Origin of the sequence: Pseudoalteromonas sp. MEBiC 03607 (assembly GCF_004792295.1) — a bacterium.
In the GTDB taxonomy this organism is placed as follows: Bacteria; Pseudomonadota; Gammaproteobacteria; order Enterobacterales; family Alteromonadaceae; genus Pseudoalteromonas; species Pseudoalteromonas lipolytica_C.
This window is the reverse complement of record NZ_SRRY01000001.1, coordinates 3,228,513-3,243,231: the sequence shown is the minus strand read 5'-3', so window position 1 is coordinate 3,243,231 and position 14,719 is coordinate 3,228,513. Positions and strand designations below refer to the sequence as shown.

At 42.2% G+C, this 14,719-nt stretch carries 8 protein-coding genes, 1 other RNA gene and 1 pseudogene; 9 read left to right on the top strand and 1 reads right to left on the bottom strand.

Translation table 11 applies throughout. The features are described from left to right. The first annotated feature begins 694 nt into the window (after nucleotides 1-694). The 4 genes and pseudogenes from E5N72_RS14695 to E5N72_RS14680 all read left to right on the top strand — a co-directional run bounded on the left by E5N72_RS14695 (nucleotide 695) and on the right by E5N72_RS14680 (nucleotide 7,958). Nucleotides 695-2,101, top strand: coding sequence for an efflux transporter outer membrane subunit (locus E5N72_RS14695; protein WP_135925813.1), 1,407 nt, complete (start codon nucleotides 695-697; stop codon nucleotides 2,099-2,101). Between the two features lie 2 nt (nucleotides 2,102-2,103). After that, nucleotides 2,104-3,342 carry an efflux RND transporter periplasmic adaptor subunit gene (locus tag E5N72_RS14690; RefSeq protein WP_135925812.1) on the top strand — a complete coding sequence of 413 codons (1,239 nt, stop codon included), beginning with the start codon at nucleotides 2,104-2,106 and terminating at the stop codon, nucleotides 3,340-3,342. Continuing rightward, nucleotides 3,342-6,422, top strand: coding sequence for an efflux RND transporter permease subunit (locus E5N72_RS14685; RefSeq protein WP_135925811.1), 3,081 nt, complete (start codon nucleotides 3,342-3,344; stop codon nucleotides 6,420-6,422). The genes E5N72_RS14690 and E5N72_RS14685 overlap by 1 nt, the downstream gene beginning before the upstream one ends. A gap of 365 nt (nucleotides 6,423-6,787) precedes the next feature. Continuing rightward, nucleotides 6,788-7,958 (top strand): annotated as a pseudogene (locus tag E5N72_RS14680) (IS3 family transposase). A 57-nt stretch (nucleotides 7,959-8,015) separates the two neighbouring features. Here E5N72_RS14680 and ssrS read toward each other — a convergent pair. Further along, a non-coding RNA gene (gene ssrS / locus E5N72_RS14675) (6S RNA) lies at nucleotides 8,016-8,199 on the bottom strand. Nucleotides 8,200-8,393: 194 nt separating this feature from the next. Between ssrS and E5N72_RS14670 the strand changes: the two genes are divergently transcribed. The 5 genes from E5N72_RS14670 (at nucleotide 8,394) to E5N72_RS14650 (ending at nucleotide 14,169) form a co-directional block, all read left to right on the top strand. Further along, nucleotides 8,394-8,957, top strand: a complete 564-nt coding sequence (locus E5N72_RS14670; RefSeq protein WP_135925810.1) for a UPF0149 family protein — start codon at nucleotides 8,394-8,396, stop codon at nucleotides 8,955-8,957. A gap of 20 nt (nucleotides 8,958-8,977) precedes the next feature. Continuing rightward, nucleotides 8,978-10,303: a Xaa-Pro aminopeptidase gene (gene pepP, locus E5N72_RS14665; protein ID WP_105174778.1), complete on the top strand. Its 1,326-nt coding sequence runs from the start codon at nucleotides 8,978-8,980 to the stop codon at nucleotides 10,301-10,303. 8 nt (nucleotides 10,304-10,311) lie between these two features. Then, on the top strand, nucleotides 10,312-11,493 hold the full coding sequence (gene ubiH, locus E5N72_RS14660) for a 2-octaprenyl-6-methoxyphenyl hydroxylase (RefSeq protein WP_135925809.1): 1,182 nt from the start codon (nucleotides 10,312-10,314) through the stop codon (nucleotides 11,491-11,493). Further along, a complete protein-coding gene (locus tag E5N72_RS14655) occupies nucleotides 11,490-12,656 on the top strand; it encodes an FAD-dependent monooxygenase (RefSeq protein WP_135925808.1) in 1,167 nt (388 codons plus the stop codon). The genes ubiH and E5N72_RS14655 overlap by 4 nt, the downstream gene beginning before the upstream one ends. A 208-nt stretch (nucleotides 12,657-12,864) precedes the next feature. Next, nucleotides 12,865-14,169 carry an MFS transporter gene (locus E5N72_RS14650; protein ID WP_055198117.1) on the top strand — a complete coding sequence of 435 codons (1,305 nt, stop codon included), beginning with the start codon at nucleotides 12,865-12,867 and terminating at the stop codon, nucleotides 14,167-14,169. Nucleotides 14,170-14,719 lie beyond the last annotated feature (550 nt).

Sequence of the window (14,719 nt, the reverse complement as noted above, 5' to 3'; positions counted from 1 at the left end):
TATTTTGTGGGTTTGTGTAGTAAAAACAGTATGTTAGATGCACAAGCGTTAAGGGTTGAAAATCCTCGTGTCGGTGGTTCGATTCCGCCTCTGGGCACCATTGATTCAAAGCCTCGCAATCGCGAGGCTTTTTTGTTTCTGTCCCCTCCAAATCACTACTTTACATCCCGTAGGCGTGAAATTTATTTCGCGCGATGAAGATAAGAGCTATCAGCTTTCAGCCGTCAGCTATCAGATTTTAAATACATAAGTTAGCGAGTTAGAAAGGGGAAAGAGTAAAGGGTAAAGGTACTAGTTTCGAGGCCCGAGATACGAGTTGTAGGAGGCGTTTTAACGTCGAAAAAAGTCGATTTGCTAGGGTGACCCCTTTAAGAATCCAAAACCGACACTACGCTGTTAGCACCTAGCACCTAGCACCTAGCACCTAGCACCTAGCACCTAGCACCTTTCTTACGCGATATAAAATCGCTGCTACAATTTTGAAAACTCGCAACTCGCAACTCGCAACTCGCAACTCGCAACTCGCAACTCGCAACTCGCAACTCGCAACTCGCAACTTGTAACTTATCTCCATTTATCTACCATTCATCGTCCCCAAATGTCAGGCAGTGTAATGTTATGTAAAGTCAGTTGAGCAAAACTTAAGGTAGTGCTTGAATTACAATCATAAATAGATGTTTTTCAGGTTTTTAGAATGAATTGGCAATATAAGCCGAGTTTATTGGCTTTAAGTGTAATTTTGCTAAGTGCATGTGCAAGCCAGACGACTCATAATGAACGAGTCGCTGAGCTTGAGACCTTACCAAGTGCATGGCAGCAATTACCTACGGACAACAAATTTCTTGCTGTTGAAGATAATTGGTTGCAGCAGTTACAAGACCCTCAAGTTTTTAATTTAGTTGAGCAAGCATTAGCCCATAACCAAGCAATTTTACAAGCAGGTTATGATGTGGCGATTAAAGAGCAACAGCTTATTGCTGCTGGGGCCGATTTATGGCCAAGCCTTGATTTATCAACACGAGCGAGCCGTAGTAAAGATAATCGCCCTGTTAGTTATAACAACGCTAGTTCTGCATCATTAGAATTAAGCTACGAAGTTGATTTATGGGGCAAATTATCGGCCTCTGAACGGCAAGCAAACCTTGAATATTTAGCTGAAAAAGCCACATTTTCGCAAAGCAAACAACAATTAGTAGCTGATGTGGTTTCGGGTTGGTTTGATGTAATTACTAACCACAAATTACTTGAACTATATAAGCAGCGCGAACAAAACGCCGAGAAAAACTTAGATATTATTGAGTCGGGTTATCGTCAAGGTTTAAATGAAGCGCTTGACGTTTACCTTGCCCGTAATGAGCTAAATACTGAGCGCTCGAATATTGCTGCACAGCAAGCTACCTTAACTAAATCAATTCGTGATTTAGAGCGTTTAACAGGCCAATATCCTGCTGGGGCATTATCGGTTAGTGCCGATTTGCCACTACTTGAGAACACAATTCCTTTGGGTTTACCTTCAGAGCTTATCACCCGCAAACCAGCGTTAATGGCGAGCTGGTATCAGTTGTTAAGTACTGATGCAGGACTTGCTTACGCGCACAAACAACGTTTTCCGAGCTTAAATCTTTCAGCATCTATCGGTGATAGCACAGATAGAGTGAGTGATTTATTTTCGCCTTCAAGCTTAGCTTGGTCACTGATTGGTAGTATTTCAATGCCGCTTTTTGAAGGTGGTCGCTTAAAAGCCAATGAAGAGCAGGCAAGGCTTAGCGTTAAACGTCAGGAGCAAGCTTACCTTGCCACACTCTATGATGCATTTAATGAAGTTGAAACTGCAATCAGCCAAGAGCAAGCCTTGAAAGTGCGTTATGAAAAAACCTTAGAAGCACAAGAAAATGCAATTGCCGCAGAGCGTTTGTCTTTTGAGCAATATCAAAGTGGTTTAGTAACATACACGACAGTGCTTGATGCGCAAGATCGCTCTTTTAACGCGCAAAGCTCTGTTATCGAACTCAAAAACCAACTTATTAAAAATAGAATCAACTTACACATTGCCCTTGGCGGCGACTTTAGTGAAGCAAATAGCGAAGTAGCAGAGCAATAATCATGAATACTAAGACACGTAAAATATTAATTCCAGTTATTGTCATTGTCGTGACGGTATTACTCGTCATGTTTATTAAAGGTAACCCGCCGCAAGCAAATCGTTTTTCTTCACCACCGAAAGCGAAAGTAAATGTGGCTGTTAAAACCTTAACGCCAGAAACTTATCAAGTGATGATTGATAGTTTTGGTACCGTAAAACCGCGAACGCAAAGTATGTTAGTCGCGCAAGCATCAGGGCAAATTATTGAAATAAGTGAGCAATTTCGCGAAGGTGGCTTTTTTGAAAAAGGCGATGTGTTGTTGCGATTAGATGATAGAGATCACCGTGCCGAAGTAAAATCAGCGCAAGCGGCCTTATTAACAGCCGAGCAAGGTTTACTTGAAGAACAGGCTCGTGGTCGGCAGGCCGAAACTGACTGGAAGCGCTTAGGTAAAGGCGAGCAAGCAAGTAGCTTGGTACTTCGTAAACCACAATTAGCAGCAGCCGAAGCCAGTGTGTTGTCTGCGCAAGCGACACTTGAAAAAGCGAAACTTGATTTAGAGCGTACAAAGATCACAGCACCATATGCGGGTCGTGTTTTAAGTCGTAGCGTTGATTTAGGCCAAGTGGTGAGTAATAACATGGAGCTTGCCAGTATTTATGCTATCGATAGAGTTGAGATCCGTTTACCAATCAAAAATAAAGACTTACCGTTTATTAATTTGCCAGAGCAATTTCGTGATGGGGCTAAAAATAGCGCGGGTTCATTAGTTGAATTCAGCTCAGACCTTGTTGGTAAACAGCATTGGCAAGGTCAAGTTATTCGTACTGAAGGTGCTATAGATGAAAATGCGCAGCAGCTTTATGTGGTTGCGCAAATTAACGACCCTTATAAAGCCACGACTGTGAATCAGTATCCAATTAAAATTGGTCAGTACATCAAAGCACAAATTACTGGTAAAGCTATTGAAAATGCCATTGTGATCCCAAATAGCGCAATTTACCAAGGCACCTATGTTTACGTAGAAGAGCAGGGTGTACTGCGTCGTAAAAATATTGCACTTGCTTGGCAAAACGCTAACCAAGCTGTTGTCGCTGATGGTTTGTCTGCAGGCGATAACTTGGTGATTACACCGCTTGGTCAAGTGAGCTCTGGTACGCAAGTTACCGTTATGGGTAGCGAAGAGTATCAGGCAACCAGAGGAAAAGCTAAGCGTTCAAGCAATCAACAGCCGCCTAAAGAGCAAGGAGCGCAATAATGATTGCTTGGTTTACAAAGAATCATGTTGCAGCAAACTTATTGCTGATCAGCATTTTATTAGCAGGTTTATTTAGCGTTTCGACGCAAATACCACTTGAAGTGTTTCCATCGTTTGAGTCTGACCGAATTAGTGTCAGTGTATCACTTCGAGGATCAACTCCTGAAGATGTTGAAAAAGGGGTATCAATTCGCATAGAAGAAGCGGTGCAAGATCTTGAGGGAGTTAAGCGTATCACTAGCCGCTCTTCTGAAGGTTCTTCTTCGGTAAGTATTGAAGTTGAGACTGGGTATGATCCTAGGGAGCTTTTGGCTGACATTAAAAGCCGAGTAGATGCAATTAACACCTTTCCCGTCGATGCTGAAAAACCAATAGTTTCGCTTGCTGAATGGAAGCGAGAAGTAATTGCCGTTTCTGTTTCAAGTATTTATGGCGAAAAAGAAACCCTTGAATACGCAGAAACCGTGCGTGATGAACTACTGCGTTTACCAAGTGTAACTCAAGTTGAGCTAAGTGGGGTTCGTGATTACGAAATAGCAATAGAGGTGAGCCAAGATACCTTACGCCAGTATGATTTAAGCTTAGCTGACATATCATCAGCAATTCGCAATTCTAGTACTGATGTTTCTGCCGGTAACTTAAAAACAGAAGGGGGTGATGTACTCATCCGCTCGAAAGGCCAAGCTTATCGCAAAGATGAATTTGCTAATATAGTGGTAAAAAACCAAGCTGATGGCACGATTATTCGTTTAGGTGATATAGCCCGTATTAGTGATGATTTTGAAGAAACCCCAGTTCGCACTCGCTTTAATGGTAAGCAAGCTGCATTTATTGATGTGTATCGTATTGGTCCGCAAAGTGCGATTGAAGTTGCTGATGCGGTAAAAAATTACATAACTGAGCATCAGAGCCAGCTTCCAGAAGGGTTTGAGTTAAGTTATTGGGATGATGACTCAGAAGTTGTAAAAAGCCGAATAGCAACGCTTACCAGTAACGCTATTCAGGGCGGAATTTTAGTCCTCGCACTACTCACCTTATTCTTGCGTCCAGCCATTGCATTTTGGGTATTTATTGGTATCCCAGTGTCGTTCATGGGCGCGTTTTTAATGATGCCGATATTTGGTATTACACTTAACGTTATCAGTTTATTTGGTTTTATTTTGGTACTCGGTATTGTTGTTGACGATGCCATTGTGACCGGTGAAAACGTCTATACCCATTTAAAAACTGCAGAAAGTGGTGAGCAAGCCGCTATTCGTGGAACGCAAGAGGTGGCAACTCCAGTCACCTTTGGTGTACTTACAACCGTTGCGGCATTTTTACCTCTCGCTTTTATTGAAGGTGCTCGAGGCGCCATTTTTGCACAAATTCCTGTCGTGGTTATTCCGGTTTTACTGTTCTCTTTGATTGAGTCTAAGTTTGTATTACCAGCACACTTAAAATACTTGAAGCTACGTCATGAAAAGGGCGAGCCATCGAGACTAGAGCGTCTTCAACAGCGTTTTGCTGATGGTTTTGAACACGCAATAATGAAGTATTACCAACCATTATTGAATCTAGCTTTAAAGAATAAAATGGCTACGGTTAGCTTATTTGTGGGGATTTTTGTAATAATTGTTACCTTGATCACAAGTGGTTGGACTAAATTTACCTTTTTCCCGCGTATTCCTAGTGAAACTGTACGTGCATCCGTAACTTTCCCTGCCGGAACACCGTTTGAAGTGACCAATAAATACGTCATTAAAATGTCAGACAAGGCAAAAGAATTACAAGACAAATACCGCGATGAAGACGGCCAAAGTGTAATTCTAAATATTTTGGCAACCACAGGTGGCCGTGGTGGTTCGTCAAATACCGGTAGTGTTAGATTTGAGATCATGCCAGCAGAAAAGCGTGAATCAGATATAGGCTCACGAGAACTTGCCAGCGAATGGCGTGATCTTATCGGTATTATACCGGGAGCAGAGAGTGTCACTTTCCGTGCTGAGTTTGGCCGAACATCTAGCCCGATTGATGTACAGTTAAGCGGTAGCTCAATCGACACCCTCGAAGCAGTTGCTGAAAAAGTTAAAGTGCGTTTATCGACGTATCCAACTGTGTACGAAATAGCCGATAGCATGTCAGATGGTAAAGAAGAGTTGCAAATTGAGCTGACAGAGCAAGGTTTAGCGCTTGGATTAAACCGTGTTGATGTATCGCAGCAAGTGCGTAACTCGTTTTTTGGAGCGCAGGTACAGCGCATTCAACGTGGGCGCGACGATGTGCGGGTAATGGTACGCTTACCGATTGAAGAGCGTCGCTCGGTTGCAGACTTAAAAGACATACTTATTAAAACACCTGCTGGTGGGACTGTGCCGCTTTCGCATGTGGCTACTTTAGTGCCGGGGCAAAGCCCATCGTCTATTTACCGTATTGACCGCTATCGAACATTGAATGTCACAGCTGATGTTGAAAAATCAAATACCAATATGACGGTACTACAAGCAGACTTAAAAACTTACTTAGATGAGCTAATGGTGCAATACCCAGGTGTTGATTACACACTCGAAGGTGAGGCCAAAGAGCAGCGTGAGTCATTTGGTTCACTGGCTTGGGGCCTCGTGTTTGTATTCTTTATTATTTATGCGTTATTAGCGATACCGTTTAAGTCGTATACCCAGCCATTGATCGTGATGAGTGTTATTCCGTTTGGCATGATAGGTGCGGTAATGGGGCACTGGGTAATGGGTATGGAGTTAACCATTATGAGCTTACTTGGCATGTTAGCCTTGATAGGCGTGGTAGTGAATGACTCACTCGTACTGGTTGATTTTATCAATAAGAAGCGTGAAGAAGGCGGTGACTTACTTGAAACCGTTAAGATTGCTGGGGCGGCACGTTTCCGTCCTGTTATGTTAACCAGTTTAACCACCTTTATTGGTTTAATGCCATTGCTATTTGAAAAAGCAACGCAAGCACAATTCCTTATTCCTATGGCGGTAAGCCTTGGCTTTGGGATTATCTTCGCAACGCTTATCACCTTGTTATTAGTGCCAGTTAATTACCTATTAATGGAGCGCTTTCAGGGATGGTTTAAGTAGGGGCGATAGGTTGAAAACATGTGTGTTGGGTAGAGTGAAATGAAACCCAACACACAGGAGCTATCAGCTTTCAGCCGTCAGCTATCAGAAAAACAAACAAGTTAGCGAGTTAGCAAGAGGAAAGAGTTAAGTTAACGAGTTTCGAGATGTAGGAAGCGTTTCAACGCCGAAAACTAAAATTTATTGTAAAGGGAAATATAGGGAAAGTATTGATAACTTGAAACTAAATAATACCGTAGGCGTGAAATTTATTTCGCGCGAATAAGAATAATAAGTTTTGTATAAGAGAAAAACTACATCGAAGATTTTCGATAGCTGATTGATCTGACTCCATAAAAGTAGACACCTTTTTGGAGTCAGTAATCATGAAAGTAAAGTCACAGCGTAGATATTCCCTCGAATTTAAAATAAAAGTCGTTCAAGAGTCGTTAGACACCACAGATACAGTTAAGATGGTCGCTAATAAGTACGGTATTCATCCTGACATGCTATCAAGTTGGAGAAGTCACATGACCTCGAAAAAGAAAACGGCAAAGCCACTAAAGAACCAAGGCCCTGACAAATCATACACAGATTTAGAACGCCAAATTCGCAAGCTTGAGAAGCAACTCGAAGATGCTCAGTTGGAGAATGACGTTTTAAAAAAGGCGAAGGTCTACTTCGACAGCCTAAAAGAATAAGGTTCGAATATATCCACAAGGTCACAGACGCCAAACGCACAGTGAAGAAGTTGTGCAGCTGGTTATCTGTGTCGCCGGCTGGATACTATAAATGGTTAAAGCAATTACCTAGCACACGCCAGAAAGAAAACAGTTCGTTACTGAAATTTCTAAAGTATGTCAGCGACCAAGAGCACTGTATTCCTGGTTATAGGAAGCTCTGGGAGGCAGCGGTAGCACATGGTTTTGATTGCAGTAAAGGGCGTGTGCAGAGACTATTACAAAGCGTTGGCTATCGTTCAAAGTCAGGTAAAAGACGCTATACAAGCCGCTCGAAGAAAGAAGGTACAATCAAAGCGAGTAATTTATTACGGCGCCAGTTTAATGTTGATGCAGTAAATACCGTGTGGGTATCAGATATCACACAAGTACGCTGTAAAGATGGTTGGCAGTATTTATGCGTCATCCTTGACTTGTACTCTCGTAAGGTTGTTGGCTGGGTAACAAGCCGTATAAACAACGCCGAGTTAGTTATTAAAACACTGAGGAAAGCATGGTCAGCACGTAAACCTGATGGTTCGAATTTGCTCTTTCATTCAGACCAAGGAGCTCAGTATGTCGCAAAGGAAACAGTGAAGTGGTTAACTAATAGAGGTGTCACAGTGAGTATGTCTAGAAAAGGCAACTGCTGGGATAACGCATGCTCAGAAAGCTTCTTTGCGCAGTATAAAAGGAGTGGATAAAGAATTTAAATGAACTGAGTCGTAGTGAAATGACAACACAAACGTATTTTTATATTGAAAAATACTACAACTCAGTAAGAAGGCATGGCACCCTAGGGTATAAAAGTCCCATGCAGTACGAACAAGTTAATTAAACCTTGTGTCTACTTTATCGGAGTCAGATCAGATAGCTGATAGCTGATAGCTTGATGGTGTTCCCCAAGTATGCGGTGCCCGGTGTCAGTCCTGAAACCTTGAGGTTTCAGGGCGGGGATCTGCGGTCTACCGTAGGCTTCTCGGTACATGCCGAGCTTGCACAATAGTAAACGAACAGAAACCCTAACATAAAATTTATCGGCTCAGGGACTTAACCAAGCTCCTGCACCCTAGGGAACACCTTCAGTATATAAGACAAGTTTCAATCCTTAAACCATAGAAGCAAAAAAAGCGGATCGTTCGCGTAGTTTTTCCCCACCTTTAACTGCTTATTTACTTTTCAGATTGCTTTTTGACCTCAATCATACAATTAATTGGAGTTGCGATTTATCGAGTGGTAGCATGACGTTACTTAGCCGAACAAAGAAAAAGTTATGAGCACGTTACCTGATTACCAACAAGCCCAATTGTTATTAGAAAAAAATGAAATTTTTGTCGCACCGTCAGAAGCCCATGGTGTGATAAGTGGTTTATTAGCCTGTGGCATCAATATTGAAGCCGATGAATACTTAGGTTTATTAAGTGATGTATTCAACGATGGCCAAGCTTTTAGTAAAGATTTAAAAGCATTTTTTGCTGATGTATATTCTCAGGTTGTTGCCAGTTTTAGTGATGAAGAATTTCAGTTTGACCTATTTTTACCAAGCGATGATGAAACGCTGATCGATTTAGCCAATGGCTTAGTATCTTGGGTATCGGGTTTTATGCTTGGTTTTGGTTTAAAACAAAAAGATTACGGCAAGTTATCAGCTGATGTGAAAGAAGTGATCAGCGACTTTAGTGAAATTACCCGCCTAGACACCATGTTTGAAGAGACCGAAGAAGACAGCCAAGCACTGCACGAAGTGATTGAGTATGTGCGTGTTTCTGCATTGCTATGTTTTGCTGAGCTAGGTAAAGAGCCAGTAGGAAAAAGTACTAAAAAGACCCTTCACTAATCAAATTACAGAGGTTTAGCATGTCGTCTATTGCTATCGATAAAGCTGAATTTAAAGCCCGTCGCGAGCGTTTACTTGCGATGATGGATAAAAACAGCGTGGCTATTATTCCAGCTGCTGGAGAAGTAACACGCAGCCGTGATACTGAATATGCATTTCGCCAAGACAGTGACTTTTTCTATCTTACTGGGTTTAACGAACCAGATGCAGTTTTAGTGCTTTGCCCGTCGAGCGATACACCAAGTACGCTTATTTGTCGTAACAAAGACAAACTAGCTGAAATTTGGCATGGCCGTCGAATTGGCTTCGAAAAAGCTAAATCTGAGTACTTATTCGACGCAACGTGCCCACTTAGTGAACTAGATGAACAATTATTAGATTTGGTGAACGGCCAGCAGATTTTATTTTATGCGCAAGGTACTTACGCAAATTTCGATGCAAAAATTTGGGATTTATTAAGCACACTTCGCAGCGCACCTAAAAAAGGCTATAAAGCCCCACACACTATTAAAGACATTCGTGGTTTAGTGCATGAAATGCGTTTGTTTAAATCTGATGCAGAATTAAACATTATGCGCACAGCGTGCGAAATTAGTGCACAAGGGCATATTCGCGCGATGCAGTTTGCCAAACCAGGCGCAACTGAATACCAATTAGAAGCAGAGCTTCATCATCATTATGCAATGAATGGTGCTCGTCACCCTGCTTATGGCACGATTGTCGGCAGTGGCGACAACGCCAACATTTTGCACTACACACAAAATGATGCTGAGCTAAAAGATGGCGATTTAGTATTAATTGATTCTGGCTGTGAACTTGAAGGTTATGCGGCAGATATTACACGCACCTTCCCAATTAATGGCAAATTTAGCGAACCACAAGCGGCGCTTTACAACATTGTATTAGCAGCCCAAGAAGCAGCATTTAGCCAAGTTAAGCCGGGCGGCAGTTTATCTAAAGCCAATGAATTAGCCTCAACAGTATTAACGCAAGGGCTTATTGATTTAGGCATTTTAACCGGCGAGCTTGATGAGCTTATGGCAAACCAAGCATGCAAAGCGTTTTACATGCATGGTCTTGGTCATTGGTTAGGATTAGACGTACACGATGTTGGCGAATACAAGCTTGATGAAAAAGAGCGCGTATTTGAGCCGGGCATGGTGCTAACTATCGAACCGGGTTTATATATTAGCGAAGATGCAAAAGCACCAGAGCAATATAAAGGCATCGGTATTCGTATTGAAGATAACTTACTTGTCACTGAAGATGGCCATGAAAACCTGACCATTTCGGTTCCTAAAACCATTAGTGACATTGAAGCAGTGATGCAAGCAAATAAAGGCTAGGAGCAAGCGTGGCAAAGCAGTTTGATGTTGTCATTATCGGCGGTGGAATGGCGGGAGCAAGTTGTGCTCTGGGCCTAAAACAGAGCAATAATCAGTTATCAATCGCTGTAATTGAAGCAAATGAAGTAAGCGCAGACTATCACCCAAGCTTTGATGATAGAAGCATTGCGCTGGCTCAGCAGTCTGTTCAGTACTTAAAATCAATCAATGCGTTTGATTGCCAAGCGTCATTTGCAGCAGCGATTGAAAAAGTAACCGTATCTGATCGTGGTCATTTTGGTAAAACGCATATTGATTGCCAAGAATATGGTCATGATGCCCTTGGCTATGTGGTTGAAGTGAATCCATTTGGGCGTAGTCTTCACCAGCAACTTACTCGTACAGATGTTAGTTTGTTTTGCCCTGATACGGTTGCCAAGCTTGAATACCAAAGCAACTGTGCCATCATCACGCTAAACTCTGGCGAGCAGTTAAGCGCAAAACTTGTGGTGATTGCCGATGGCGCTCATTCGCAAAGTCGTAAACTGGCTAATATTGAGTTTAATACTCGCGCTTATCAGCAAGCGGCAATTATTGCCAACATCGAAGTGGCTGGTGGTCATCATCATCATGCCTTTGAGCGTTTTACCGAGCACGGCCCAATGGCACTGTTGCCAATGAGTAACAACCGATACTCACTGGTATGGTGTATGGAGCCTGAGCAAATTGAGCACCATATGGCACTTGAAGACGATGCCTTTTTAGCTGCGCTGCAAAAAGCATTTGGTTATTGCGGTGGCTCATTTAGTAAAGTGGGTATGCGTGCAAGTTATCCGCTTGTTTACGGTAAAGCAGAATCACTGAGCAACCACCGTACAGTATTAATTGGTAATGCTGGCCATGCAATCCACCCAATTGCCGGACAGGGCTTTAATTTAGGCCTACGTGATGTGCAATTATTGTGTGATATGGCAAATAGAAGCGACCTTGGTGATTACGCTTTTACTCGTTATTACAGCCAAACTCGCAGTAAAGATATTACTACCGTGATGACACTCACAGACAGCCTAGTGCGTTTGTTCTCAAACTCATCACGATTGCTTGCGCTTGGTCGCAGCATTGGTCTTTTCTCAATGGATTTATTCTCCTCGTTAAAAACCCCACTGGCAAAACAGCTTATGGGTCAGGTTAAGCAAGGTAAACGGATATGAAACAAGCACAAGTTTGTATTGTCGGTGGTGGCTGTGTTGGCCTTACGCTAGCACTCGGTTTAGCAAAAGCAGATATCAGCGTTGTGGTGATTGATGCGAGTAAAAATCAAACTTTACCGGGTGATGATTACGCACTTCGCGTGAGCGCATTAAGCCTAGCTAGTCAGGGCTTATTTGAGTCATTAAATGTATGGCCAGAGATCATTAAACAACGTGCTACACCGTATACGTCGATGGATGTACGTGATCAAGACAGCTTTGGTAAGATTCATTTTGATCATAACGATCTCGATTTGCCGCAGTTAGGTCATATCGTTGAAAACGACATTATTCGCTACGCTTTAATTAGCGAACTTGAAAAGCAAAGTAATGCCACTTTATTGTTCGAAACCCGCTACCAGCAAATTCATCAAACTGATTCTGATGTGTTTATTACTCTTGAAAGCGGCGAGCCTGTAATTGCTAAGTTATTAGTGGCGGCTGATGGGGCTAACTCAGCTATTCGCAAGCAGTTCAACATGCCAATTACTTTTAAAGATTATGACCATCACGCCATTGTTGCCACAGTTAAAACCGCTGATGAGCATAACAACACGGCACGCCAAGTGTTTTTGCCCACTGGGCCGCTGGCGTTTTTACCCTTGCCAGATAAAAATACGCACTCAATTGTTTGGTCAACAAACCCAGAGCATTGCGACACACTTTTAGCGCTTGATGATAGCAACTTTAATAAAGCGGTCATGGCAGCTCTCGATGGCCAATGTGGTTTATGTGAAGTGCAAAGTGAGCGCATGGCGTTTCCACTTAAGATGCGTTATGCCCAGCAGTGGGTGTCGGGCAAAGTGGTATTAATGGGCGATGCAGCGCATACCATTCATCCATTAGCTGGTTTAGGTATGAACCTTGGCCTAAAAGACGCCGCTTATTTAATTGAGCTATTAAGTAATGAGCAAGGCGAGTTTGCAAGTGCACGCACGCTGCGTGATTATGAACGAACTCGTAAGCTTGATGCACAAAAACACATTGCCATGATGCAAGGCTTAAAAGAGTTATTTGCAGGCGCTAACCCACTGAAAAAACTCGTACGTGGTGTTGGTTTAAGCCTAGTTGATAACCTTGGTCCAATTAAACATTTGTTCGCCAAAGAAGCGATTGGTAAATAGCATCTAACTAGTTGTTACTATTTAGTTTAAGCCGCAGCTAAGCAATTAGCTGCGGCTTTTTTGCACTTATATGAACGCAAAATGATAGCGCTGTCATTTTTGTTAGTGTATGATTAAATTTTTGTGATTGGTATGGAAATTAAACAGCTTTATCGAGTTGTATACTAGATTCCAACCAAATAAAAATAATTAAACTAAGAGAACAATTATGGAAGCAACGGTTGAGTGTGACAACAACACAAAACAAAGCATCTGGCTGCCAATGGTATTGGCCGGCTCAATGTTTTTTATCTTAGGGTGTATAACGTGGCTTAATGGTGCAATTACACCATTTTTGCAGCAAATGCTTGAGCTTTCGCCGTTACAAGCTTCGTTTATCATCTCTTCTTTTTATATTGCAGTAACAGTTGCCGGCATCCCATCGGCGATGCTGATCAAACGCGTTGGTTATAAGAATGGCATGGCGATTGGCTGTGCGATTATGGCTTTATCTGCGCTGATGTATATTCCGGCTGCGAAACTGCAAATGATCGAAATTTTCTTGTTCGCACAGTTAATGATAGGTGTTGGACAAACCGTACTACAAACCGCTGTTAACCCATACGTGGTGAAAATGGGCTCTGAAAAATCAGCCGCTGTGCGCGTGTGTATCATGGGCTTATTAAACAAATTTGCGGGTGTTATCGTGCCGGTGATTTTTGCAGCTGTAGTTGTAAGCGGTGTTGTTGATGGCGCAGGTAAATTATCGCAAGAGCAAAAAGACATTATGGCAAATAGCCTTATCATGCCTTATGTATTGATTGCTGCGTTAATCATGTTATTTGCTGCCTTTGCGAAATTTGCACCATTACCTGATTTAGTGTTTGATGAAGACGAAACATCAAACGGTAAAGGTGAAATTAAAGAAACCCTAGCACACCCTCATTTAGTTTTAGGTGTAGTGGGTATTGCTTTATACGTTGCTGTTGAAGTTATTGCAGCAGATACCATTGGCTCGTACGCTTTACAGATTGGCGTTGCCGACTACTCAGTTATGACCTCTTACACCATGGCGTGTATGTTGATTGGTTACGCGATTGGTATTTTGACTATTCCACGCTTTATGAGCCAACAAACGGCGTTATTAATGTCGGGTATTGCTGGTATTATCACCGTGTTGTTAGTGGTACTTGGCAGCAATGACTCGTTCATTATTTCAAACCTATTATTAGTGCCATTTGGTGGCCCACAATTACCAGACCCATTGTTATGCATTGCGTTACTTGGCTTTGCTAATGCTATGGTTTGGCCTGCAATTTGGCCACTGGCTTTAGCTGGCTTAGGTCGCTTAACAGGCACCGCATCAGGGTTATTGATCATGGGTATTGCAGGTGGTGCACTAGGCCCATTATTAATCGGTTTAGGAAACGTAGCAGGCCTAGGCGCACAAGGCGCTTACATCGTTATGATCCCAAGTTATGTATTCATTTTATTCTACGCCTTAAAAGGCCATAAGATGAGAAGCTGGAAGTAACCCAGCAAACTAATTTTTCAAGTTAGACAAAGCCGCGGTACGCCCATCATCGCGGCTTTTTTGAGATTCTTTGATAACACACATCTCTATGTTTTTACGCAGGGTGAGAGTATTAAAAACACTTTTAAGTCAAAGTTTTACCAAGAAAACCCCTACTGCGCATCGCTTTCTTTTGCTTTTCAAGCATACTTTTTAATACTTGTCTCTGCTTTTAAATGATTGAAGTCGATATGCCTAAGCCCGGTGAATACCAATGCTGCTCCTTCACGCCTAAAATGGCAATCATCTTCTCTAAACCCCATATCTAAGCGCCAACATAATCCATTTTCAATTTGCCTGTGTTGACAAGCTGACACCACTAGTTTTTCTGCTGTTAAATGTGCTGAACTTATGTAATAGCGATAGCATAACTCATTATTTATTTTATCTTTTTCTTTCCTGTAAGAGACTATTACATCAATCGTTTTTGCGTCTCTCCAATGAACCGTTTCAAGTAATTTTTCTAAACCATGTTATTGCACAATTCCTGAATTCTTCTCTATTTCTTTGA